General features: G+C 43.8%; 24 protein-coding genes. 8 read left to right on the top strand and 16 right to left on the bottom strand.

Going from position 1 to position 25,522, the window contains the following annotated elements:
- The 4 genes from KIV40_RS09500 to KIV40_RS09485 form a co-directional block, all read right to left on the bottom strand.
- Positions 1-228: a hypothetical protein gene (locus KIV40_RS09500; protein WP_255943430.1), complete on the bottom strand. Its 228-nt coding sequence runs from the start codon at positions 226-228 to the stop codon at positions 1-3.
- Positions 228-428 (bottom strand): hypothetical protein, encoded by a 201-nt coding sequence (locus KIV40_RS09495; RefSeq protein WP_285348856.1) that lies wholly within the window; start codon positions 426-428, stop codon positions 228-230. The genes KIV40_RS09500 and KIV40_RS09495 overlap by 1 nt, the downstream gene beginning before the upstream one ends.
- A gap of 28 nt (positions 429-456) precedes the next feature.
- Positions 457-996: a phage regulatory CII family protein gene (locus KIV40_RS09490; RefSeq protein ID WP_285348855.1), complete on the bottom strand. Its 540-nt coding sequence runs from the start codon at positions 994-996 to the stop codon at positions 457-459.
- A gap of 113 nt (positions 997-1,109) precedes the next feature.
- Positions 1,110-1,322 carry a hypothetical protein gene (locus tag KIV40_RS09485; RefSeq protein WP_005530092.1) on the bottom strand — a complete coding sequence of 71 codons (213 nt, stop codon included), beginning with the start codon at positions 1,320-1,322 and terminating at the stop codon, positions 1,110-1,112.
- An 87-nt stretch (positions 1,323-1,409) separates the two neighbouring features.
- Here KIV40_RS09485 and KIV40_RS09480 point away from each other — a divergent pair, with 87 nt between their 5' ends.
- The 4 genes from KIV40_RS09480 (at position 1,410) to KIV40_RS09465 (ending at position 6,889) form a co-directional block, all read left to right on the top strand.
- Positions 1,410-2,036 (top strand): phage repressor protein CI, encoded by a 627-nt coding sequence (locus KIV40_RS09480; protein ID WP_285348853.1) that lies wholly within the window; start codon positions 1,410-1,412, stop codon positions 2,034-2,036.
- Positions 2,037-2,557: 521 nt separating this feature from the next.
- On the top strand, positions 2,558-3,133 hold the full coding sequence (locus tag KIV40_RS09475; RefSeq protein WP_285348851.1) for a GIY-YIG nuclease family protein: 576 nt from the start codon (positions 2,558-2,560) through the stop codon (positions 3,131-3,133).
- A gap of 9 nt (positions 3,134-3,142) precedes the next feature.
- On the top strand, positions 3,143-5,470 hold the full coding sequence (locus KIV40_RS09470; RefSeq protein WP_285348849.1) for a sensor histidine kinase: 2,328 nt from the start codon (positions 3,143-3,145) through the stop codon (positions 5,468-5,470).
- A 6-nt stretch (positions 5,471-5,476) separates the two neighbouring features.
- Positions 5,477-6,889, top strand: a complete 1,413-nt coding sequence (locus KIV40_RS09465) for a hypothetical protein (RefSeq protein WP_285348847.1) — start codon at positions 5,477-5,479, stop codon at positions 6,887-6,889.
- Here the strand turns inward: KIV40_RS09465 and KIV40_RS09460 are convergent, their stop codons facing one another.
- Positions 6,890-8,419: a DNA cytosine methyltransferase gene (locus tag KIV40_RS09460; protein ID WP_285348845.1), complete on the bottom strand. Its 1,530-nt coding sequence runs from the start codon at positions 8,417-8,419 to the stop codon at positions 6,890-6,892.
- Positions 8,420-8,549: 130 nt separating this feature from the next.
- Positions 8,550-8,930, bottom strand: coding sequence for a hypothetical protein (locus KIV40_RS09455; RefSeq protein WP_285348843.1), 381 nt, complete (start codon positions 8,928-8,930; stop codon positions 8,550-8,552).
- Positions 8,931-9,060: 130 nt separating this feature from the next.
- Between KIV40_RS09455 and KIV40_RS09450 the strand changes: the two genes are divergently transcribed.
- Positions 9,061-10,098, top strand: coding sequence for a tyrosine-type recombinase/integrase (locus KIV40_RS09450; protein ID WP_285348841.1), 1,038 nt, complete (start codon positions 9,061-9,063; stop codon positions 10,096-10,098).
- 111 nt (positions 10,099-10,209) lie between these two features.
- On the opposite strand, the gene tdh is transcribed toward KIV40_RS09450, so the two are convergent.
- The 9 genes from tdh to KIV40_RS09405 all read right to left on the bottom strand — a co-directional run bounded on the left by tdh (position 10,210) and on the right by KIV40_RS09405 (position 21,846).
- Positions 10,210-11,241, bottom strand: coding sequence for an L-threonine 3-dehydrogenase (gene tdh / locus KIV40_RS09445; RefSeq protein ID WP_285348839.1), 1,032 nt, complete (start codon positions 11,239-11,241; stop codon positions 10,210-10,212).
- Between the two features lie 203 nt (positions 11,242-11,444).
- Positions 11,445-12,638 (bottom strand): glycine C-acetyltransferase, encoded by a 1,194-nt coding sequence (locus tag KIV40_RS09440; RefSeq protein WP_005432273.1) that lies wholly within the window; start codon positions 12,636-12,638, stop codon positions 11,445-11,447.
- 212 nt (positions 12,639-12,850) lie between these two features.
- Positions 12,851-15,178, bottom strand: a complete 2,328-nt coding sequence (locus KIV40_RS09435; RefSeq protein ID WP_285348836.1) for a bifunctional diguanylate cyclase/phosphodiesterase — start codon at positions 15,176-15,178, stop codon at positions 12,851-12,853.
- Positions 15,175-16,107 carry a transporter substrate-binding domain-containing protein gene (locus KIV40_RS09430; protein ID WP_285348834.1) on the bottom strand — a complete coding sequence of 311 codons (933 nt, stop codon included), beginning with the start codon at positions 16,105-16,107 and terminating at the stop codon, positions 15,175-15,177. Before KIV40_RS09430 ends, KIV40_RS09435 begins: the two co-directional genes overlap by 4 nt.
- A gap of 61 nt (positions 16,108-16,168) precedes the next feature.
- A complete protein-coding gene (locus KIV40_RS09425; protein ID WP_050910412.1) occupies positions 16,169-17,569 on the bottom strand; it encodes an aminotransferase class V-fold PLP-dependent enzyme in 1,401 nt (466 codons plus the stop codon).
- Positions 17,570-18,136: 567 nt separating this feature from the next.
- Positions 18,137-19,510 carry a HAMP domain-containing sensor histidine kinase gene (locus KIV40_RS09420; protein WP_285348831.1) on the bottom strand — a complete coding sequence of 458 codons (1,374 nt, stop codon included), beginning with the start codon at positions 19,508-19,510 and terminating at the stop codon, positions 18,137-18,139.
- A gap of 73 nt (positions 19,511-19,583) precedes the next feature.
- Entirely contained in the window at positions 19,584-20,315 is a 732-nt protein-coding gene (locus KIV40_RS09415) for a response regulator transcription factor (protein WP_041853563.1), read from the bottom strand.
- Positions 20,316-20,457: 142 nt separating this feature from the next.
- Positions 20,458-21,153, bottom strand: coding sequence for a spondin domain-containing protein (locus tag KIV40_RS09410; protein WP_285348829.1), 696 nt, complete (start codon positions 21,151-21,153; stop codon positions 20,458-20,460).
- Positions 21,154-21,162: 9 nt separating this feature from the next.
- Positions 21,163-21,846: a spondin domain-containing protein gene (locus tag KIV40_RS09405; RefSeq protein ID WP_285348827.1), complete on the bottom strand. Its 684-nt coding sequence runs from the start codon at positions 21,844-21,846 to the stop codon at positions 21,163-21,165.
- A gap of 287 nt (positions 21,847-22,133) precedes the next feature.
- Between KIV40_RS09405 and KIV40_RS09400 the strand changes: the two genes are divergently transcribed.
- From KIV40_RS09400 to KIV40_RS09390, 3 genes are all read left to right on the top strand, one after another.
- The gene (locus KIV40_RS09400; protein WP_285348825.1) at positions 22,134-22,607 is read left to right on the top strand and encodes a hypothetical protein; all 474 of its coding nucleotides are present in this window, start codon (positions 22,134-22,136) and stop codon (positions 22,605-22,607) included.
- Positions 22,608-22,684: 77 nt separating this feature from the next.
- On the top strand, positions 22,685-23,614 hold the full coding sequence (locus KIV40_RS09395) for a LysR family transcriptional regulator (RefSeq protein ID WP_285348823.1): 930 nt from the start codon (positions 22,685-22,687) through the stop codon (positions 23,612-23,614).
- A 26-nt stretch (positions 23,615-23,640) separates the two neighbouring features.
- Positions 23,641-24,024, top strand: a complete 384-nt coding sequence (locus KIV40_RS09390) for a VOC family protein (protein WP_255986001.1) — start codon at positions 23,641-23,643, stop codon at positions 24,022-24,024.
- Positions 24,025-24,076: 52 nt separating this feature from the next.
- Here the strand turns inward: KIV40_RS09390 and KIV40_RS09385 are convergent, their stop codons facing one another.
- Complete coding sequence (locus KIV40_RS09385; protein ID WP_285348820.1) at positions 24,077-25,516, bottom strand: PepSY domain-containing protein; 1,440 nt, start codon at positions 25,514-25,516, stop codon at positions 24,077-24,079.
- Positions 25,517-25,522: the final 6 nt, after the last annotated feature.

The raw sequence follows: 25,522 nt of genomic DNA, 5'->3' as shown, positions 1-25,522 counted from the left end.
TCATATCTCAACAAACTCCTGAGTATCAACGACGATAAAACCGCCCTCGCCTTCACCTTCACTCAATACACCGTGACGGACGTGATTACATTTGAGTTGCTCGCAAGCCTGCTGTATCGCCTCATCCATGCATTCAAAATCCCCAAGAGTGGTGGCTTCTAGCTCTTGAGTATGTTTGTGGCGCTTCATTGCGCCATCACCAAATAAACGAATCGCAACGTACTCCATCAGGCAACGTCCCTCGCTGCGGCCAACTTCTCAATATGCTTGATTGCTTGATCACGAATGTCTTTCCAAATACGAACATTGGCGTTCTGCTGGCACTCATGGTCCTTAATAATATTGTTTTGGTATTTATGAGCATTGATAGCCGCGATGTTATGAATATGAATCGCTTCCTCAAGGGTGTTTAATTCAATCTTTATCATGGTAAAACTTCCTTTGTTCGTTAATGAGTTAGGCAAGTCCGGGAATAGCCGAACCATTGGCGACCAAATCCACACTCATGGCTAAGAATGGGGAAACGCCTTTTGTGCGGCTTTCGATATCGTTGATAAGAAGCACAAGGTTGCTAATGCCCGCCTGTGCCTTTTGGATAATGATGTGCTTGTTGGTTCGGCTTAGGCGATCAGTTCCAGCATGCTCTAGAGCCATGCGGGATAAATCACCCGAGTGCACCGCGTTTTCTAATGCGCGTTTAATGAAAGTTTCTTCACTCGCATCATTTGGGATTTGTGCAGTTACCACACCAAGGCCAAGCAAAAGGCTATTAAGAATGGTGAAGTTGCCACTGGCCTTGGTGATCAACACAAGTTCTACATTGGTAAGGATGTGCGGTTGCTCGGGGTTAAGCTTGTTGCGCAGCATAGTCGCATTCATGCCCACGACTTTTGCTAACTTGGTCATGTTCTCCGAGTTAGCAAATGCACAGCACGCTTCGTTAAATGCTTTTTGTTTAGAGCCACGGAATTCGCACATTGAGTCAATTTCGTTCATAACCAATACTCAATTGAAGACAAACGGGATGAAAACGAAACCCCAACCAAGAATATTGAACCAAAGCGGACAATACTCTTTGGTTGGAATCAGGGAAGATAAGCGCATGGATATCAACCTAGGTTTTGCATGGCTTCACGTGTCGCGATTTCCAGTAAAGCCACCATATTGATCAACGGTGTTTCTTTACCTTTTGCTTTGGTTTTAATAGGTAAGCGACCGTCTGCAACCCAATCCATGATGGTGCGTTTTGGCATACCAGAGAACTGAGAGTATTGGTCGTACGTCATGAAAGGCGTATTTAGGACTACTTGATATGAGAGCATAGTGCTATCCTGTTTAGCTATAAGTTGTATTTATTCGGGTAAAAGAGTTCCAGCTCGCCCGATTTCATTTGGAATTATTGATCGCATATGGAAACATGTCAATTCCCAATTCGTCCGCCAGAGTATGTTGGTGGCAAAGAAGTTATCGAAAGGTTGATGTTGGCCACAAATACCAACTCAAATCAGGCTCTAGCTGATGCATTTGGTTTACCTAAGTCAACCGTTGGTACTTGGAGACATCGAAACTTAGTTCCATACGAAATCGTTATTCGATTGCATTTGGAAACGGGAATTTCTATTAAGTGGCTTACATTAGGTGAAGGTGAGCCGTATGAGAGCTCAGCTGCGTACACTCATTTCTCAAAGAAAAACGAAGCGAAAAAGATTTTTGATGCTGATTGCTTTCGTATTGAAGATGGCAAGTTAGTGAATCAAGGAACTTTAGCTTTAGATAGAGCCTTCCTAAATGAGCTTGATGTTATCAACGTGATGGCAATTCAAGATGGCAAGAATACATTCCTCGTTAATAAAGAATCTCGCCAAGCTGTAAGCGGCAGATACCTAGTAGATATGGACGGCCTACTCTCGCTAAACGATATTCAGCGCTTACCAGGCAAGAAACTAGCGATTAGCTTCAATGGCTCGACTTTAACCGTCGAGGAAGATGAAGTGAGAGTTGTGGGGCGAGTCGCGTTAATCATGGAGAAGTGCTAGAGGCTGGACTCATTTTTTGAGCTCACTCGCATTCAACTTACCAAGCGGTATCGTTAATATACGACTAGGTTACTATCCCCCTGTCCTATCGGGGGAGGGACATTAACACCTTTGCTTGAAAACTAAAAAAGGCTGCCATTTGGCAGCCTTTTTCATACATATCTTTGAAAACTTGTCTAAAACTGATCCACTTAATATTGATCAACCCCATAACTCTAAAAAAATCTGCAACAGAAAGGTATATTTTATACCGAACGATATGAATTAATAGTAATATCTATGTGTTTCACTGCGTCTAATATAGTTCCATTAAGGAAAACATCGTCATTCCTTACGAAACTCATACTGAACTAAGAATCAGTAAACATTAAAGGTTAACTAATAACTCAACATATCATTTGGGCAAACGCAAAATCACAAAAATGTATATTAATTTTAATACTCGATTGCCCCTAGACATAGAGAGAGGCGGAGTGGGAGCCGTGAAAAGATTACTATCGTTTGAGAAGAGGCAGTAACAGATGCCCAACACATACTACGTCTACTCTCTGAAAGACCCGCGAGAAAAGCCAGCTAAAGTATTTTACATTGGTAAAGGTACTGGCAGTCGAGCAACCGATCACCTTAAAAAGGTCGATGGAACTCGCAAAGGCAAATTCATTCAACAGATTTTAGAGTCAGCATACACCCCTATTGTTTCAAAGCTAGTAGAAGGGCTATCAGAAGAACAGGCTCTTCAAATTGAGTTAGAACTTATCTCTAGCTTCGGGACAGTAGACACTGGTGGTTCGCTATACAACACAGTAATACCGCGCTCGATTAATAGAAAAATTAATGAAAAAGTTACCGTCCCGAATGGTGCAATCGAGAAAGCACAATTGGGGCTAAAACTATTAAAAGATTCAATCATCTCGTTGTCAGAAGAGAACCCGGAAGGGATTTATAACTCAGATTGCGCCCATTACTTGGGCCTACAATCAGATCACAACGGAAACCAACAAGACTACCTTACCTACAGCGTTCTCGGCATCCTTCTTAAAGAAGGCGTGATTGAGACCGAGAAGGTTGGTAGCCGAAGAAAATATAGAAAACTCTGAGGTTCAAACGTGGCTAAATTAAAACCAAGAGCAAGACTGATTCGCACTATTGGCGATAAACTAATTAGTGGTCCAGAAGCTGCAATCATAGAGCTAGTGAAAAACTCTTATGATGCCGATTCGCCCGAAGTAAAGATAAAAATCGTCCCTCCAAGGCATCAAGATATAAACGATATAACTAGCCCAGTTATTGAGGAAGGTTCGATAACCATCTCAGACAAAGGGCATGGGATGTCAATACATGATATAGAACATGTATGGCTTGTACCTGCGACAGACGAAAAAACAAAAAAGCTTACATCGCGTTCAGGTAAAAGGACTGTATTAGGTGCCAAAGGTGTAGGCCGCTTTGCAACTGCAAGGTTAGGCTCCACAATGAGCCTAACAAGTACGATTTTAAAAGATGATAAGTTACAAAAATGTAGGCTAGAGTTTAATTGGGATATTTTTGAGAAGGCCGAGTACTTAGAGGAAATTGATCTAGACATTAAAAAACAACCAACAACCCTTAATGATAAGTGTGGTGTTGAAATCAAGATTTCAAACTTGAAGACAATTTGGACCGAAAACCAATTAAGATCACTCATACAAGAGCTCCGAAGATTAGCAACTCCCCAAGAAGAAACATCTGATAAGTTTGATATCATTTTTGATCTTAGCGCTTTTAAGCAATCTCAAGAAAAGAAAGAATATTTAGAACAAATAAGAAATGCAAAGAAACGAGAAGAAGTTGATAAGAAAACATTCTCTCCTTATGATTTTGATGGTCAAAAGCTCCTCTACGAAAGCAACAAAACGCTTTCTACATTGATTAAAGAGAACGCCGAGCAACCCCCTTCAGAATCACAACCATCAGAGCAAAAAATCGCTCCGTATTCTATTGGAGACCATTGTCATTACAAAGTTGAAGGTTCTTTTGATGAAGAAGGGCATTTTGAGGGTACATTCAATATTGTTAGAGGGGATAATAAACCACAAGCAATACAACTAGAGGCCCCGACTTTAGAAGTAGGTCAAAATTCCTGTGGTAAATTTTCTATCTGCTTACGAGTTTTCGATCTGGAAAGAGATTCAATTTCATCTCTTTTTGAACGTATGGGACTGGACTATAAAAAATTCACATTAAATGAGGCTAGAAAATTCATATCGGAAAGTACCGGTATAGGCATTTTTAGACATGAATTCAGAATAAGACCTTATGGCCACCACTCAAATGACTGGCTGAATTTAGAAAAGCGACGTGTTCAAAACCCCTCTCTTAGAATCGGCCATGGACAAGTTTATGGATCTATAAAAGTCTCGGACGAACAATCTTCTAACTTAATTGAAAGAAGTAGTCGAGAGGGTTTAGAGGAGAATGGTTCTTTTAACAGATTGAAACAGTTAGTGACCGAGTTATTACTCCATATAGAAGCTGTCAGGTTTAAATTCAGAGAAAAAGCTGGAATCAGTCGAAAGCCTAAAAAAGACTTTAACAAGGCATTCAAACTGGCCTCGATGGAGAGCATTTCAAAAGCTATAGAGTCTGTACACTCTCTTTCCAGCGATGATAAAGAAACAATCAAAGTTGAAATAAATAAAACGTCACATGAACTAGATAACGTACTTAATGGGATGAAAGACTATATCCAAATTCTCGAATCACGCGCGACACTTGGTGATGTTGTAGCAGAGTTACTCCACGAGGGGGGAGGCTATCTAGGATCAATTGGTGGTGTTAGGGACTTTTTACAGGACTTTGGTCCATCACTATTGGATGATAGTCCTAGAGGAGACATTGCTCGGGGAGATTTACCTCAGGAAATTAAAACTCTAAAAGATGGTCACCTTGGAATTAGTAAACTCTTTAAAGACTTAGACCCTATTTCGGGTCGCAAACGAGGATATCCTAAAAACTTCAGTTTATTTGAGGTAGTCAACAGAGTAGAGCGTTTAACAAAAACAATAAGATTCGATTCAGAGGTTTTCCTTCAGATCGATGTCGACAAAAAATTACAATGCTTTGGTCACGAGGGAGATCTACAAGCAGCCCTGATGAACCTGATATCAAATGCTACGCATTGGCTGGGCACAGTAGACATCGACAATAAACTGATTACAATTTCAGCTACAAAATATGACAATATGATTGAAATAAATGTCAGTAATAACGGGCCAATTATTAATAGTGTTAACTTTGACAAATTATTTGAACCTGGGTTCACAATGAAAACTGGAGGGCATGGGTTGGGGTTAGCAATAGCTAAGGAGGCTGTTTTAAGCAGTAAGGGGACTCTTTATTTTGAAGAAGAGAGCTCTCAAACAACATTTACTATCAAATTTCCAGTAATGAAGTAAGATCGAATGAGTATAATAAACCTATTAATAGTTGAAGATAAAGACGCGGAGCTAACTGAGTGGAAGCGCTTAATACCTAGATTTAATGTACTAAATGAATCAAATGACTTTCCATTCTCTTTCAATGTTAGGTATGCAAGTACCCTCGAAGAGGCGGAGTCCGAAATATCTAACTTCCAGTTTGACGCAGCAATCATAGACATTCGATTAAAAGAAGAGTCTGAAGAATCTAATCACAGAAATACAGATGGCGTAGATGTTTTTAATAAAATTATTAATAAAAAGATCTCATTTGTCACTGTATACACAGCACAGTCAAAAGATGCGGAAGCAAGTATAGATTCCAGATACCAAAACTGTGTTGATATCATCAATCGATTAGAGATATCTAAATCTGAATTATTAAAAAAGCTCTCTGATGAACATAGAGTAATTCTTGAGGTAATAATAAACCTAAGGACATCGTTTGAGTCTTCAATGGCTGAACTGTTTTATGAATCGATATGGCCAAGATGGGACATGTGGACTAACAATGAACTCACCGGTTCGACTCAATCTGCACTGACTCGACACATGGCAACACACCTGCACGCATCGTTTCTCAATGAAACACAAAGAGTCCACCCTGAGGAGTACTACTTCACAGGGCCTATGATTCACGATAAATTAGATACTGGTGATATTACATTAGTCGATAATAAGCACTATATCCTCGTTACACCTAGGTGTGAAATAGCACAGGATAAACACACGAATTATCAATTTGTTGAGCTCGAGGATAAATCTGTTGAAAGGGAGCAACTGGAAGCAGAATTAGCGCCGCTCCTTGAAGACAACAAACAGAAGAAAGCCGCTGTAAAAGATCATAAGAAAAATTTAAAGGCACTGCAAAGGAAGCAGCAAGAGGTAATTAAAGACAAAAACCGTAAAGTATCTTCAATTAGCCAGGCCATTTACAATAAAGCCACAGCTACAGATGAAGCACAAATAACTCAGTTCAATTTAAGAATTGCAGACTTGACTGAATTATTACTTGAAATAGAGTCTGAGTTATCAAAAACTGTAAAAGATATAATCGATAAAGAAAGCGAATTAGAGCAAGCCGAGAAAGAATTAAAAACATCAGATAACTCTTGCCAAAGACACAGAGGCAAGATAAACGGCCTGTTTCCTTCTGCGGGAGTCAAAATATCTCGACACATATTGCCTGAAGTTAAACAACCGGGTTCTGTTACCTATGGCCCACTACATGCTCAATTTGAAAAAATCACTTATATAGCCAAAGATAGTGAAGAAGTACAGCATTTTAAAGCAGGTAAGTATGCGAGACTATCAAATGAGTTCATACCTTCATTTGTCGAACGATTGGGGTCTCATTTCAGCCGAATAGGCACACCGGATTACTCTCACCCAGAGTAGCTAAGACCTTTCAAGTAACATCATAACAACCTCACCAATCTGCTGTGCCAAATATGGTGGCACAGCATTTCCTACCTGAACATACTGCTGCGTTCTATTCCCTTCAAATTTATAGTTATCTGGAAAGGTCTGTAAACGAGCAGCTTCACGCACAGTTAAACTTCGGCATTGTTTTGGATCGTAGTGAATAAAGTAGTGACCATCTTTAGAAATATGACTAGTTACTGTTGTCGAACACTTATTCGCAGCTTGAGTTCTAAAACGGTCTGCATGAGCGCCCGACTTCCAGTTTTCATGCTCAGGAGCAAGACCATCAGGAAAGTCCCTCGCTTTTGGTGAAGTCCCCCCACTCAATTTGGTGTACGCTGCGCTGAATGCGTAGCGCAACAAATCACTTTCCATATGACCACGAGTCTCATGATTAAGCACACATGTTGGAGCATTATTGCGATACCACTGAATCAGATGAGTTGGCATTTTTTCGGGGTGAGTTACTGGCTGAATCTCGCTTCTGTTAAGTTTTTTAAACGGCTTAAGATCTAAATCTTGAGCATTCTCAAATTGCTTTTTCAGCAAATTCTTAACTCGCGTACCGTTTTTTGAAACTGCCTTTTCCCATTCTTTAACTTCATCTTTACGCTTAGAGAAACCACTTCTTAGTTTAGGTAAATCTGATAGAACTTGCTCTACAGTCGTTTTCATTTCTCTTCGTGCCAGCGTCCCGGGAACTCCTTCAACGTCAGCACGAACACCTAATAAAATTACACGGTGGCGAGCTTGAGGAACACCATAATTCTCAGCTTTAATCAGAAAGTCGGCCGGGTCATTGTAAATCGGGTTATTTACATTTTCTGTGTTGACCACTAACGAGAATACTCTATATCTGGGAGTTGCAATTCTAGTGATACGCCCAGGTGCTCGTAAGTCCCTTAAGATATTAGGGAACATCAGCTCTCCATTGACTTTAGCAGATAGAATGCCACGAACGTTCTCCATCACAAAAACATCAGGCTGAGCAAGAGAAAGTACTTTTAAATACTCTTTATACAAGAAGTTACGGTGATCTTGCTCAGCTGTATAACCTTCTATACCTGCATTGCGAGAGCGACCAGCTAACGAGTAAGCTTGACAGGGTGGACCACCAATCACAACTTTTGGTCCATCATGATTATTGGTTAGCTCTCGAATACGTTCATGAATATATTCGTTGTCGTCACCCAAGGCATGAGGAGAAAACAGGGTCTCTTGTTGAGCTTCTTCGGCTTGCTGAGGATACAATTCAAAAAGTTGCTCACGTGTTATCTGGCCGTTTAAGTACGCGTTATAACTATCCAAACCGCCTTCAGCATCTTGAATTTTCCTATAAAAAGCTCTGGTCGTAAGGGTCTTATGTGCAGATGGTTCTTTTTCGACTGACACGCCAATTTTAAACGGTAAATTGCCATTTTCATGCGTTACTGACGATACGCCTTCGCCAAGCCCACCAGGCCCCGCGAATAGGTCAATTACTAGAACTTCACCTGTTTCCATGATTACCACAACTATTAATAAAAAGCCCGGCAATCATACCAGGCTAAACCCATGTGGCAATATATTTTGACTATAGGATTAAGGTAATCTCATACATGCAGAATTGTTAGCCAGTAAGATGTTTTATTCATCAAAACAAACCAACAACATTATTCTTCCCATCATGATCACCCCCTTTGATCTGATGATGCTTCGGTTGCCCGTCAAAAAGTAAAATGTACAACTTCCTGTCGTGATACGTTCCTACTACATAGTGGTCTTTTTGTATCACGTACTCGATTATTTCAGCGTCTGTGTCAGTGCACAGGTACTTGATATCAATCAGCTTCACCTTCCGTAAGCCCACCACGTTCTCTGCTTCAATAAACCCGCCAAAAGGAGCCCGAAACACATTCCCCATCTTTAATAGTGCGGATACTTCGCCCTTATTCTTCTTGCTTAAGTCCAATGGGCCAACGCTGTTCATCTTGATAACGCTGTAGCCTAATCTCACATGAATGGATTGAAACATAGTAAACCTGATTAAATTTCAACGTGTTGAGATGTACATCGAGCTTGTGCTTGTTTGGCGACATAAAACATTGTTCTACGTTTAAGCTCGACTTACACTGTTTTTATATACAGTTATTTTAGATTTAATTATGTCAGTACGCAATTTGAAAGATGGCTCTGCCAAACCTTGGCTTTGCGAATGCTACCCAAACGGTCGCACTGGTAAACGTGTTCGCAAGAAGTTTGCGACCAAAGGCGAAGCTGCGGCTTTTGAGCGCTTCGCTATGAAAGAAGTAGATGAAAAGCCTTGGATGGGTATTAAACCAGATAACCGAAGAATGAGTGAACTCTTGGAAAATTGGTGGACTATCCATGGCCATACTTTAAAGTCAGGCAAGCAAGCCAAAGATCTTATATCCAAAACCATTGAAGAGTTAGGTAACCCAATTGCCTGCCAGTTTAAAGAACGAGACTACCTAGCGTATCGAGCAGCTCGAACCCCCTATCGGGGCAATAATAAATCCATAGAGATATCCCCAACCACACACAACCTTGAACTGATTTATCTAAAGGGTATGTTCAAGAAGCTTATTAAGTACAATCAGTGGAAATATCCCAACCCGCTTGAAGCAATCGAGCCTATCAAAACCAGTGAGAAGCATCTTGCCTATCTAACCAAACCACAAATCGACGAGTTCTTTGATGAACTGCAGGACTGCAAGCGAGTTATCAAGGCATCAATCCCACAAATTATTGTCATCGCAAAAATTTGTTTGGCCACCGGTGCACGAATCAGTGAGGCACTCACTCTGACTCGCACTCAAATAACCGAGTTCAAATTGACTTACACAGATACAAAAGGGAAAAGGAATCGCAGTGTGCCTATCTCACCATCTTTATATCAAGAGATATTAGATATAGCGGTGAGCGACCATGACATATTTAACACCAGTTACAAAGATGCTTGGCGTTACATAAAAAGAGCCTTGCCTGAGCATGTTCCGAATGGGCAAGCGACCCATGTTTTACGGCATACTTTTGCTTCGCATTTTATGATGAATAAAGGGGATATTTTGGTTCTGCAGCGTATTCTTGGCCATACAAAAATCGAGCAGACAATGGCGTATTCTCATTTTGCCCCAGAGCATTTGATGCAGGCTGTTCACCTCAATCCTTTAGAGAATTAGTGGCGACAAAATGGCGGCAGCCATTGTAAAAGAGCGTTATTTAGCGGTTTTAGACGTAAAAAAGGCGACAATTTACACTGTCGCCTTTTGCTATTTAGGAGCTAATTTTGCCTATTCCCAATCAAGGATAACCTTGCCGGACATCCCGCTACGCATGACATCGAAGCCTTCTTGGAAGTCATCAATCTTGTAGTGATGGGTGATGATCGGTGAGAGATCTAGACCAGATTGAATCAAAGAAGCCATCTTGTACCAAGTTTCGAACATTTCACGGCCGTAGATACCTTTGATCACCAAGCCTTTGAAGATAACTTGGTTCCAGTCGATACCCATGTCTGATGGTGGAATGCCTAGTAGTGCAATACGACCACCGTGGTTCATTGTGGTTAGCATTGAGTTGAATGCTGCTGGGTTACCAGACATTTCTAGACCTACGTCGAAGCCTTCTGTCATGCCTAGCTCAGACATGACGTCTTCTAGCTTCTCTTCAGCAACGTTTACTGCGCGTGTTACGCCCATCTTACGAGCAAGTTCTAGACGGTATTCGTTCACGTCTGTGATCACTACGTGGCGAGCACCAACGTGCTTCGCAACTGCAGCAGCCATGATACCGATTGGGCCAGCACCTGTGATAAGCACGTCTTCGCCTACTAGGTCGAAAGAAAGCGCGGTGTGTACTGCGTTACCAAACGGGTCAAAGATAGACGCTAGATCGTCAGAGATGCCTTCAGGGATCTTGAACGCGTTGAACGCTGGGATCACTAGGTATTCTGCGAATGCACCTTCGCGGTTAACGCCCACACCAATCGTGTTACGACATAGGTGAGTACGGCCGCCACGACAGTTACGACAGTGACCACACGTGATGTGACCTTCGCCGGATACGCGGTCACCGATTTCAAAGCCACGAACTTCCTGACCAATTGCAACCACTTCACCCACGTATTCGTGACCGACAACCATAGGCACTGGAATTGTCTTTTGTGACCATTCGTCCCAGTTGTAGATGTGTACGTCTGTACCACAGATAGCGGTTTTCTTAATTTTTATCAGAATGTCGTTATGGCCAACTTCAGGTTTATCAACCTCAGTCATCCAGATGCCTTGTTTAGGCTTTAGCTTTGATAATGCTTTAATTTTCATAGTATTCACCAAACATTGCCCCGCTCTATGCGTGACAAAAAATTCTTTCATCTAATGCGTTTAAAGAAGAAATAAAGGCTTTGCCCATGAGCCGACTCTGAAGAGTTGGGAAAGCCTTTTTATCTTTAAGCGTAAACTCTTTCTCCTTCCTATCTAATCCCTCTCCTATGTTTTAGGAGGAGGCTAGGAAGAGGAAACGAAACTTAGATGATGCCCATGTCCTTACCAACTTGGATGAACGCGTCAATTGCACGGTCTAGTTGCTCACGAGAGTGCGCCGCTGACATTTGAGTACGGATACGCGCTTGACCTTTTGGTACAACAGGGAATGAGAAGCCGATTACGTAGATGCCTTTCTCTAGAGCACGCTCTGCGAATTCTGCTGCTACTTTTGCGTCACCAAGCATGATTGGAATGATTGCGTGGTCAGCACCACCCATTGTGAAACCAGCGTCTTCCATGCGAGTACGGAAGTGTGCTGCGTTTTCCCATAGACGGTCACGTAGGTCACCGCTCTCTTCTAGTAGGTCTAGAACGCGGATAGAAGCGCTTACGATTGCTGGTGCAACAGAGTTAGAGAATAGGTATGGACGAGAGCGCTGACGTAGCCAGTCAATGACTTCCGCTTTACCAGACGTGTAACCGCCTGAAGCGCCGCCCATTGCTTTACCTAGCGTACCAGTGATGATGTCGATACGGTCAACCACGTTATGGTGCTCATGCGTACCTGCACCTGTTTTACCCATGAAGCCAACAGCGTGAGAATCATCAACCATCGTCAATGCGCCGTACTTCTCTGCTAGGTCGCAGATAGCTGGAAGGTTTGCGACTACGCCGTCCATTGAGAACACGCCGTCCGTTACGATAAGAATGTGGCGAGCGCCTGCTTCTTTCGCAGCAATCAGTTGTTGCTCTAGCTCTTCCATGTTGTTGTTCGAGTAACGGAAACGCATTGCTTTACATAGACGAACACCGTCGATGATTGACGCGTGGTTTAGTGCATCAGAGATGATTGCGTCTTCTTTACCTAGAATCGTTTCAAATAGGCCCGCGTTTGCGTCGAAACATGATGTGTAAAGAATCGTGTCTTCTTTACCTAGGAACTTAGAAAGCTTCTGCTCAAGCTCTTTGTGGATGTCTTGAGTACCACAGATGAAACGTACTGAAGCCATACCAAAACCGTGCTCGTCCATGCCTGCTTTACCCGCTTCGATAAGCGCTGGGTGGTTAGCAAGACCAAGGTAGTTGTTCGCACAGAAGTTCAGAACTTCTTCACCAGTAGAGATTTTAACCGCTGCTTGCTGCTGAGACGTGATGATACGCTCTGCTTTGTAAAGGCCTTCCGCCTTCACTTCTTCAATTTGCTGTTCAATCTGTTGGTAAAATGCAGAAGACATTCGCAATTCCTTCCTGTTTATTTTGTCGAGTTTTTACTCGATTAGAATGAGGTTGAGCCTTTATGTGACGGGCATCACAGGCACTTACTTATCAATTAAGTGTAGTGTAATTCAAGGAAGGAAAAACGATTATCCCTCAAGGTGGAAAAGCATTAATGAACCCGAGGCACGAATCCAATTAATGCTTTTCTATGAGGTTGTAATGAAAGGAGTTATAGCCAAGTTGGCTTAGCTAAAAGCGCTTCAAAACCCTTAGCGGGTAATGGTCGGCTATAGTGGAAACCTTGTCCGAACTCACAGTTTAGGTTTTTCAGATAATCCACATGACGCTGTTCTTCGATGCCTTCTGCAACAATCTTCAGATTCAACGCTTTCGCCATCGCAATAATCACGTTCACAAGCTCACGGTCGGACTCATTCTCAAACATGTTCTGCAAGAAGCTGCGGTCGATCTTAAGGCGATCAAACGGGAACTTCTGTAAGTAACTCAACGCCGAGTAACCCGTACCGAAATCATCAATGGTGAGCTTAGCGCCCAGTGCTCGTAAGTTGTCTAGCATCTCCATCAAGTCGCTACTGTGGTTGAACAACAAGCTCTCTGTCACTTCCACATCAAACAATTCAGGTGACAAGCCCGACTCTTCTATGTGCTGCTTGATCTGTTCGAAGAGTCGATCACAGTATCTAAACTGCACACTTGAGAAGTTTACCGACACAAACAGCGGTGCAACATCCTGCCACTGTGCCGCCTGTTGGCAAGCTTGACGAATCGCAAAGTCGCCCAGCTGATGAATCAGACCGTTCTTTTCGGCGATGGAGATAAACTCTTCAGGGTTCACAAAGCCAAACTTCTCGTCGTTCCAACGCATCAGAGCCTCTGCACCAACAATGACGCCGCTATCGAGATCGATAATAGGTTGGTAATACAGCTCCAGAAGATCGTGAGAAATAGCATGACGAAGACGACTTTCTAGCTCTAGGAAGCGCTGCAAATCTTGGTTCATGTTGTGATCATAGAAGCAGAATGCATTACGGCCATCTTGTTTCACTCGGTACATCGCCATGTCCGCACACGCCAGTAGCTGCTCTGCATTGTCGCCATCTTCAGGGAACACCGACATACCGACACTCGCCGACAGGAAGAACTCGTGGTTCTGCCAAACGAACGGCTCATTGAATACCGACAGCACGGTAGCTGCAAAACGTTTTGCGCTGTCGGCATCTTGTAAATCAGGGATAACCAATAGGAATTCATCACCACCAATGCGTGCCAACAAATCGGTTTTACGTACTGCGTTGTGCAATCGCTCTGCCGCCAGCTTTAACACTTCGTCACCAACGAAGTGCCCCATTGAATCATTGATTTGTTTAAAGTGATCAAGGTCGATAAACATGACCAGTACGTTTGATTTCATTCGCTCTGCGCGTGACAACTCTAAATCCAAACGTTCAGAACCATAAACACGGTTAGGCAAACCAGTAAGTGCATCATGTTTGGCTTGATATGCCAGTTCCATCTCGGACGATTTACGGCGCTCAATTTCACTGGTTAAACGCTCGTTTTGCTGAGACAAGAAATCTTTACGCTTTTTCTCTTCTTCCAGTTTGATTTTCAGTTCGACACGAGTGTTATTAAGCGTGAATGCGTACAGGAGCCCAACGACAATCATGATAGCGAGAACACTCAAACCATTGATGAACAGACGAGAGGTGTAGATGTCACGTTCACTTAATGACTCAAACCACGCCATTAATTTAAAGTGATGATGTTCGATCGGAACTTCAAAGTAGATTTTTTGCTTTAACTCTTGAGTTAACGCTTCTGGTGCCGTGATGTTTTCTTGTTCTAGTTTGCGACTGATCGAGTCCCACACTTCCATTTCAACATCATTGATCTTCAACACCATACGACTGTAGCTGTCTTCGTGTTCCTGATTAGTCAGTTGGGAGATCACCACTTGTTTGTTGATGTCTGCAATCAAGTAGCCAACAGGCTTACCAGAGAACATCACTTGCTTGACCACTTGAATAAGGACTTTGCCGCCCTCTCGTATCGCTCTGACTTCTTCAGGGTGATCGTGCTCGTTAAGCAGTCGGGAAGTGTCTATACGGTGATCGGTTTTTTCGCCAGTGGTCACAATAGTAGAGCCATCTAACCCGATTAATGTCAGCTTTTTATAGATGATTTGATTATTGACGGTTTTCGCTTCTGCTTTCTCTTGGAGCTTACGCTTCAAATTGATCAAGCTCGCGCCTAACCCGTATTCCATCGACATCCCGGAAGCAAGGTTGGCAAAAAAAGTCTGCACCGTTTTATCGGTGGATAAATGATCGACATCTTCGCTGGCAAGCGTAAATAAATTATCAAGGGTACCTGCGTAACTTTTCACCTTTAAGTCGAGTTCTCGGTGTTGTGAATCTTTTAATTTATTTTGACCTAAACTCGTTACCGTAATAATCATCGCCAAGTAGAGCGACACTAAAATCGCACTAATGGTGATGATTCTTTGGCTTGATATTTTTTTTACAGACTTTCTCATATATCTTTCTTACTATCTTCTAAGAAGTAGTCATTATAGAAATAGTAAATAGATGGGTAGTATTTCTCGACCAAGGCTTGGTAGGTCCCATCTTGCTTAATTGAATTCAAATATTGGTTAAATGCGGCTTTTAGTTCAGGAGAGCCCTTACGGAAAGCCACCGCCATTTTTTGGTTTTCTGAAATTGGACCAATGACTTTGATCTCACCTGGCCACTTCTCTAACGCAATCAATGTGTCTGCCACATCCAGCAACGTACTCTCTGCATCGTTCTTCATGATGGCGGGCACCATCTCATTCAAACGACGCTGGCCATCAGGCAGGATCACCTTCGCACCGGTGTCATATAAGTTGTAAAGGTTTGGATCTAGGCAAGAGTGCTCCATCGCGAGTACTTCGCGTCCGTTAATGAGCGCTTTCACTTTATTAATGTCTTGTTCCACGGAGCCTGTTGGTGTGATCGGCGTTAGCGTTGAATCTGTTCGAGCGATCAGCCATACCGCAGAAGGAAAGTAATCATCTGAAAAATCAATCACGTTTTTACGCCAGTCGAGGATAGTCACACCATTTGCAATCAGGTCACCTTCCACTGCCATCTTCTCACCGACGACAAGCTGCGCATCTTTGTACTCAACTTGCTGGCCTGTCAACTTACCTACTACGTTGTTCCATTGCGCTGGTACGTATTGATAGCGAACACCGAGAGATTTTGCGAACCCTTTTATGATATCGACATCAAGACCGGTCAGTGTTTGCATTTCACCTTGGTCAATGTACGAAACGAAGTTCGCGTAAGGTACACCGATATGACGTAGCACACCTCGATCTTTGATGTCTTGCAGATCGCCAGCCGAGACAGAAGTCGACATAAATGATGCCACCCCAATGGCAAGTGCCGTCATGGTTCGTTTGATTATTTTCACTGACATGGTGAATATCCCTCTCTTCTACAAAGCGCCCATTAAAGGGCGCTTTGACAGTTCAACAAGGTTAGAACGAGTAGTAAAGATCCGTAATCGCTTCGACAAGACCTTCCACATCTTTCTCATCATGGAATAAATGAGTCGAGATGCGCAGTGCTTGCGTTTCGTAAGCGTCGTCTTTGTACAGCTTGAAGTTTGTTGTACGGATGATGTATCCGTATTCTTCACGAAGACGGTCACGGAACAGAGTCAATCGCTCTTTATCTGTCACATCGCTTAATGGGTTAAACGTTGTTAGACCACTGGTTAAGCCTTCCACGTTTGGCGAATACATCTGAGCATGTGGTAACGCTTCGTTAAGCAGCGTCTTACATAGATCGCTCAGCTCTAGTACACGCTCTTGAATGCGGTCACGGCCAATCTCATCCCACATCTTACAGCTATCAGCAAGTGCTTGTTTTGCTGGGTAGTTGTCGTTACCAATGTATTGCATTTGCAATTGCTTGCCTAGGTGATCAGCGTGAGAAAGAGAAGAGTTAATCAACCACAGTGGATTTTCACGATCGCTCCAGTACTCATTCAAACGGTTGCCGTTATCACGTACGTACAAGATACCTGTCGCGCCCGGACCACACTGCCACTTATGGCCAGATCCTGCATAGAAGTCACAATCCATATCGTGGAAGTCTAAGTCGAACATACCGACAGTGTGCGCACCATCAACTAATGTTGGGATACCGTGCTGTTTTGCTAGAGAACAAATCGCTTTGGCTGGCAGCGTTGTACCTGTTTTGTAGGTAATGTGAGAGAACACGATGAGGCGAACATTGTGGTGCGCTTCAATCGCTTCACGGAAGGCTTGAATGTAATCTTCTTCTGAAACCTCTTCCGTGCCCGTGAAAACAGGAAGTTGAATTTCAACGACCTCGACACCGAAGCGGTGTTTTGCCACATTCATTGGTGACGTTGCAGCAACGTGTTCGTGGTGAGTAGTTAAGATTACATCACCCGGCTCGAAATGCAGACCGTTGATGATTGAACATAAACCGTCGGTAGTGTTACGACTCAAAATGATTTCGTCTGGATTAGCACCAAAGCCTGGTGCAACGTCTGTCACCATTTCAGAAACATGAGGCCAAGCGCCAAACTTGTCTTTCATATCCCACGGGTACTTAGCAACGATTTTGTTGTTGTCTTCGTATCCTTCAAGAACATGTTTTGGCATCGAACCCGTCGTACCAATATTCATGTAAGTCGTTCGTTTATCCAATACAAACTGCTTTTGAACTTTACGCCAAAAGCGCTTATCGTTCTTTTTACCTAGACGGCTCCAGTCGATATTCGGTTCCTTTGCTTGAACAGCACCAGAAAACGCTGAAGCACTGACGCCAGCCACAACTGCACCAGTTGCACCTTTTAAAAAATTGCGGCGGCTGCGATTAGTCTGAATAGATTCCTTGTCGCTCATCTTTTCGATCCTTGTCGGAAGTTTAGCCATATTATAAATTATGAATCCGTAACTATCTGTTACTAAACTATTATTACCTAATAGACCTATAGTTTATGGGTCCTCGCTGCAATTAAGTGACTTTAGTTCCACTTTTTCATCTCGAGTGATGATATAAGCAACATTTTATACAACATTAAATAAACAACTAAACACATAACAGAATATTCATTAAAACACTTATTACCAATATAAATCACAAATCAATTTATAACTTCCCTTAGAAATACAAATTAATGATTTGTTATATTTAAATCACAAATTAGACAACAAGGTTAATATCGCTTCTAGCACGTTAAATATGTAACAACATGTACCTTTTGGTTTAATTTGATTTGCATATAGTCTTTGAAAAAAATTTAATCAATTATTCAAGATAAACATACTAAGTTGTCAAATTAGCTATTTTGGCGAGGCGTTTTTCCTAAAGCGAGAAGCCTTAAAATAGAGGCATAGAAAAACACCCAGTAGGAGGGCGTGTTTGGTGCTTTTGATGAATGGAGCACGTCTACGCTGAGAACAAAACGTTCACACGGCTCTCAACGTAAACTTCTGTTGGTACAGACACGACGTATCGCTGGTCTCAAGATAACTGTGATGCAGCATTAATATCGATTGAACAATCTTAGTGCCTATCCCTAAAGAACCGCTCTCTGCTTCGTGCTCGATGTGATTAACAAAGGTGAAATGGATACGCGATTTATCCTCACTCAAACGCGCTTGGCAATGAACCTCAGAACCCATAGGACTATGGCGCAGCGCATTTTCTAGCAGATTAAGCACTAGGCGCTCTAGTAAACCTTTATCACCTACGGTTTGAATCTTATCGTCGACATCCATTTTCAATACGACTTCTTTGCGAGAAAACTGGCTCTGCATCGTCTCGATACATTCGGTCATGAGTGCCTCAAGATCGACAGGTCGATACTCGTAGTTTGGTATTGGCGCTTCTTTGCGCGCCGAATCAAGCAATGAGTGCAATTGCGTTGAAAGCTTCTCACAATTTCGAAAAGCCACGTCAATCAGAGGATCGGATTCCGGATGCTGCAAACGCCACGTTTCCAAGTACCCAAGTACGCTCGATAGCGGTGTTTTCAAATCGTGGCTAAGTTGCAACAAGCTCTGGCGACGATGAGAAGATTGATATTCTAACTGTAAAAACTGCTGCTGAATGTGCTTCGCCATCATCTGGTAAGAGTTCGCGATCGGCACTAACTCCGGCACTTGACGAGTAAAATCGGGTTGTAGACGAAAATCATGTTCTGCTTGCTGTTGAAGCTGATTAGTGACGCGCTCAATTGGGTTCAACAAGCTGCGCTTTACCAGAACATAAGCGCCCAATGCAAAGCCTAAAATCGACACCAGAACTAACCCCGCTAGCGCAATATAAGGAGTGTCGACCTGTGCGTTGGCGATGGCATCATGTCTGGTGCTGCCAATCACAACATAGAGATAACCCAAGGTCGAGCCGAGCTCTTCAATCGCGGCAACGGAAAACACTTTGTGCTCACCACGATTACGAGGGTCTTCACCCAAAATAGGAAAGGGTTCGTCATTTAAGAATTGCTTGATGGGCTGGAGATCCACTTTACCCATGATCTCTGCCCCTTCTGGTGCTGCATGGGTAGTGATGTTGCCCTGACTATCAAGAAAGTAAATTTCGAAATCAGGACCGATCAGCATGAGCGCATGAAAGATAGATTTAAGCGCTTTGGGGTTGTAGTCGGTACCTATCATCAATGGGCTATCATCGCGCATATGGCTTGCAAGGTCTTTGTGCAAGCTCTGCTTGGTACGCAACTCAATCGTCTCTTTCTGCCAATTGTAAGTGAGGCCTATCACCATTGCTGCCAACAAAAACCATAAGCTTGTGAATATCACTAAGCGAGATTTGAAGCTCATTTTATCGCCTCCCTAAACAGCAGCATTGGTTGTGAGCGTGATTGAGAACATGACAACAAATAAATTCACCAAGTCATTGTCTAGGTTGAAATTTATACCCAACACCCCAGACGGTCTGGATGAAATGATGATCAGAATCAGACAAAGACAACTTGCTACGTAAGCGGTTGATGGTGCTACACACGGTATGGTGATAACCGGAATGGTTGGTATTCCAAACGTGGTCAAGCAATTCATCTTTGCTATAGACTCTACCCGGACGCGTCGCTAGGAATTGAAGCAAGGTAAACTCGGTCGCAGTGAGGGTCACGTCCTTGTCATGCAAAGAGACTTGATGCAACTCTGGAATAATTCTTAACGGACCAAAATCCATCGCATCTTCTACGAGGTTTTTATCTGTTTGCACTTCCGTGGTATGACTAACACGACGCAGTACATTGCGAACTCGCGCTTGGAACTCTAATACACTAAATGGCTTGGTAATGTAATCATCCACTCCCGCTTCTAAACCGTCGACTTTATCCATCTCCCCATCTCTGGCTGTCAGCATAAGTACAGGACTCCAATCTTGTTGCTGACGCAAATAATGGCAGACGTCGAGACCATCACCGTCTGGCAAACCTCTATCAAGGATCAATAAATCAAAAGACTGTTGTTGATATTGCGCTTTAGCCTCGGCGATATTCGTTGCTCTCAACACTTGATGCCCTTGAAACTTGAGATGTATTTGAACCAGTTCCGCCAAATCATCGTCATCTTCCACCAGCAAGATGTTCGCGACTAAATTGATTGCCTGTTGTTCCATGGTCCTTTCCTTGCCTTCAAGTATCCTCACTTTGCACATGACCGAAACAGGTCAGAAATCCTTTCAAAAAAGGTTCCGATGACGCCATGAGGGATGCGCTTAGTACAAGGACTTTGGAAAGGAGACGTCATCGGAGCCTGTTTTATTCGACTCGAGTGATGGTGACTTTCGCACCAGGGTTCAAGAAGCGGTGGTTCGCAGAGAGCGCAGAATTAGCCAATCCATCATCTTGGCTAATAACACCAGCATGGAAAGCAACGACATCATTGCTATCATTACGAGCAGCATTGAAACCTTCACCACCACCTGCGGGCCCCGGAATGGTGGCTGCAAGCTCATCGTTCAGCTCCGTACCGGCATCCCAAACGTTCATGCTCATTTCATAGCTTTCACCGACCGCTAACGATTTTAGCGACAGCCCTGTTTCACCAACAAAAGCATCGTTGGTATTCACGAACATAGACGCCACAGACAAGTAACCGTAACGACGAGGGTCAACAGTGATGGTGACTTCATCTGAAGACCCCGGCAGCACCAATCCGTTACCTGACACGCCTTGGTAAACATCGTCATTACTGCTCATCAGATTAATTAGCTCTGCGTTACTGCCACCCTCAGCAAGGTGCTCAAGTTCAACGGATGCGGCTTGGCCAATTTCAAACAGTTGGTAGTCACCGTTATGAGTGAGCACTGCGAGCGGAGACATAGGTTGGTTCGCGGTTAGATTAGCGACGTTGACAGTGTAGCGGTACGACTTAACTACATCGTTATCATCATCGCTTGGACAACCGGCGAGCAAACTGACCGAAGCGGCTACGAGTAAGATTCTGACTTTCATACATCCCCCTTACTTCACAACGATGGTGATGGTCGCAACTGGATTCAACCAACGATGACTGCCGCTGTCTAGATCACTGATACCACCTGTTGGGTTGCTGTCACCCAAGTTACCCGGATGCACGTGCACTTTGTCATTTGTTACCGTAGCTTCAACGCCTGTGCCGCCAGAACCAAAGGTAATGAAAGGTGGGTTTGGCATGCTAGACGCAAGTTCATCGTTCGCCTCTGTACCGGCATCATAACTTCTTAGTGTTGCCCGGTATGTTCCCGCTTCAGTTGGGATTTTCCAGCTGTCTAGCCCCACAAAACCATCGTTGGTTGGCAGCAACATCGCGCTAAGAGAAAGATAACCATAGTCACCACTGTCCATGGTGAAAGTGGTTGCAACGCCTGGGTTTAAAATACCGCCTGCTGGATTTTCTACCACAATCCCGCCCGCATTACCGATGAGGCTTGCAAGGCCAGAGATATCACCACCTTCTGCCATTGCTTCTAATTCTGGGGTCGCGACTTCACCCGTTCTGAACATTTGAAGATCAGAGCCATGAGCCGCAACAATCAGTGGTGTGAAGTAAATACCTTTGGTTGCGTTGGTCACGGTGATTTCCAATTCCGCCGCGTTCACTGATGCAGAGCCTAGTGCCATCGCGACTGAAGTCATGACGAGTCCAAATTGGGTACGTTTTTTCATTGTGATTCCATCCTTTAACGAGGTTTGAACTACCCAAGCCCATGTGTACGGCTTTACTTCTTTGTTCGTGACTGGGGTAGGTTAAGCATTACGCTTCGAACGTTTTGCGTTCTTGCCTCTAAGAATGACGAGCAAATCTATCAGCAACTTCATCGAAATCTCATAAAATTCTCACAAGTGCTGTTCAATCTCTCTCAACAGTAATTTATTGCGCTGATACCACTATTTACTCTTCACTCACTTACCATCTACAATATGCCATTCTCTATTTACACCCGACTCTCTTCATGATTCAGAACGTACTGTCTGCCTACTATGGCGAAATCTATGGCATTGCTTTTTTCAACCATTACCTGAGTAACTACGCACGTAGTGAACAGCCACTCCTTTGGCAAACCTTGATAGAAGTAGAAGAACTCACCGCAGAAAAGCTCAAACCTATTTTGCTTGCAAATGACATGGATATTGAAAACCGGCACCAAGAGATGCTGGATAAAGGCTTGGCAGATGCAACCAAGTGGTTCGGTTTACCATGGCAAGAGTTGGTGGCAACTCTTTTGAAGTGGGTAGAACCTTATGAGGTCAAGTATCGAGAGTGGTATGAAGAAGTGAAAACTTCACAGCAATATTCAATCACTGAGCGAGAAGCGATCGAGTTGATTGCAGACCATGAAACGGCTATTTATCACTGTTGGCAGCAATACCACTCTGGAGTATCTGGTTTGCCTGCGCTCGACGCGTTTTTGACAAAATATCGCTAAAGAGAGACGGGCACACTTGAACCATGTGGAGTCGTGCAAGACAATATCTCTATTCATTTGCGCACCACTGACTATTTATGGTTAACCCAAAACTTATCGCCCTACTCCCTGATCTTGCTTCGTTTATCTTAGTGGTAAACGAAGGTAGCTTTACTGCTGCCGCCAAAGAACTCGGTGTGACACCGTCAGCACTCAGTAAGCTGATCACGCGCCTAGAACAAGCGCTCTCAGTAAAATTGTTTGAGCGCACCACTCGCAAATTGATCATCACGCAAGCAGGGCAAAAAGTTTACGACCAAAGCATTGCCATGGTAAACGCGGCTCAGCAAGCGGTTGAATTGTCGGCGGAAGATCATGCCGAGCCCACTGGTGCTCTCACAGTGGCGGCTCCCGAAGCCTTTCTTAATTCCGTGCTTCAGCCATTTGTGCTGCCATTTCTAGACCGTTACCCAAATATACAGCTCAAACTGCGTGCTGCCGATGGTGAGATTGATCTGTTCCGCCAAGGCATCGATGTTGCGTTTAAGCTCACCGACAAACCCGATGAGAATCTGGTACTCAAAGAGATCAGCAAGACCAATCTGGTGTTGTGTGCTTCTCCAGATTACCTCGCCAAGCACGGTATGCCAGCGCACCCAACCGAGCTTGAGCAGCACGACTGTATTTACCTTGCAGAGAACGACAAAGACAACATCTGGTCATTCTTTAAAGAAGAAGCCTTTCATTCCATTGCTGTGATTGGCCGTTATGCCGTCAACCACTCTCAAATGCGCTTAAATGGCGTTAAGTCCGGCTTAGGAATTGGGATCTTTCATGACTTCGTGATTAAAGACGCGTTAGAACAAGGTGAAGTGGTGGAAGTTCTACCAGATTGGATGATAAAAAGTAACTACCACGGTGCTATCGCGATGCAGTATGCACAAACCAAGTACATGCCTGCTCGCCTGCGTGTTTTTATCGACTTCGTAAAGGAGCATTTAGTCTCCGAGGACACTAACCATGCTTGAGCTAACCATGTTTGAAGAGGCTAACCATGTTTAATGCCATCCATCACGTCGCGATCATTTGCAGCGATTACCCAAGGTCAAAACGCTTTTACACTGAAGTGTTGGGATTGAAAGTCATTGCTGAGAACTATCGCGAAGCCAGAGACTCATACAAGCTTGACCTAGCTTTACCTAACGGCAGCCAAGTTGAACTGTTTAGTTTTCCAGGCGCACCGGAGAGACCGAGCTTTCCCGAAGCACAAGGGCTACGACATCTAGCGTTTTTGGTTGATGATGTTGAACAGGTGAAAGCCTACCTAGAATCGAATGACATTGAAGTTGAGCCAATTCGTATTGACGAATTCACAGGCAAAGCATTTACCTTCTTCCAAGATCCAGATGGCTTACCGCTGGAGATTTACCAGAAATAAAAAGAGCTAGCACTTAGCTGGCTCTTTTACTATTCCACTCTTTTCTGTGTTGCTAATTCAACGCTGTTTTCAGCTTCTCGACTCGGTTGAACAACAACCAATCCAGTGCGAGAACCGTCACAATCGCCAAGCCACCCATCGGGAACGCCAGACACAATACGACTAACGTTGCCAAACCAAGCTTCCAAATGCCATCTTGCTGAAACTTAGGTGGCGCCCCCAATGCTGCACTGCGGCTAGGGCGACGAATCCACCACATCACCACACCTGTGATTGAGATTAAGATGAACGCCAAACAGAACACCACGTTGAGTACTTTGTTAAGCACACTGACATCGCCTTGGTGCAATGACACACCTGCCGCCATAAACTCGGCAAATAGGCTGTAATCTTGCCACGTCACGTCCACCAGCAAGCGACCGGAATATTGGTCCAAGTGACTGGTGCGATCTTGTCTTGGATCGGAAATATCACCGCCCATCGAGTTAGCCGCAACGGTATAAACGCCTGTTTCAGAGCGTGGCAAAAACAGCTTATAGCCCGTAAAGCCCATCATTTCCGCTTTATGGATGATGTCGTCAATAGACAGCGCACCTTGGCTGCCTGCGTATGGCATCTCTTCCTTCATATTGGCATGATCATGAGCGGGCTTATCTTTTGACTCAGGCACAGCAGCAAGCTCTAAGTTCCATGGCATTTCTTCAGACGCACCATGATTTAGATCTTTGTGTGTCAATATCGATTCTGGTTTCTCGCCCCATGTGTAATAAGTTGGGAAGGTATTCCACGCCTGCACCATTTTTGCTCCCCAAACTCCTGCCCAAGACAAACCTGAGATTAAAAAGAACAGCAACACAATCGACAACACGCCACCTAAGTTCGCGTGTAAATCTCGCATCAAAATACGAGTGCCGTTGCCAAAACGGATTTTCATAAAGCCTGCTCGGCTTGCGTTATCTCTTGGCAGCCAAAGGTACAAACCAGACACCAAAAGTAAAATGCCCAAACTTGCGGCAATTTCAATTAAGCGGTCGCCTAGGTCACCGATGAGCAAAGTACCGTGAATGCTGTTCATCAGTTCATAGATGCTATCACCACGGTCAATGGTGCCTTGTACGTCCCCAGTGTAAGGATTTACTGCAACAATCAGTGAGCTACCTTCTTGGTTTTGAATCGAGAATCGGTTGGCGATATCGGCCGTTTTAGCAGGTACAAATTGAGTGGCATTAAAATCGGGATAGGTCTGCTTTACGGTTTCTAATTGGGTGGAGACAGGAACAGGTTGCTCTTGTGGCGAAACTTGCAATATCGCCTCGTATCGAGCCAGTTCGATTTCATCATCAAACAGCATCACAAGCCCTGTAAGGGAAAGAATGAGCATGAACGGGATAACGAATAATCCTGCGTAGAAGTGCCATCGCCACGTCATAAAGTAGATGGATTTTGCGCGCGAGGCTTCCTTGAGTTGAGGCTTTGCCGAGTTTCTCAACATATGTAT

It is taken from the genome of Vibrio sp. D173a (assembly GCF_030248475.1).
This window is presented reverse-complemented; position numbering and strand designations above follow the sequence as displayed.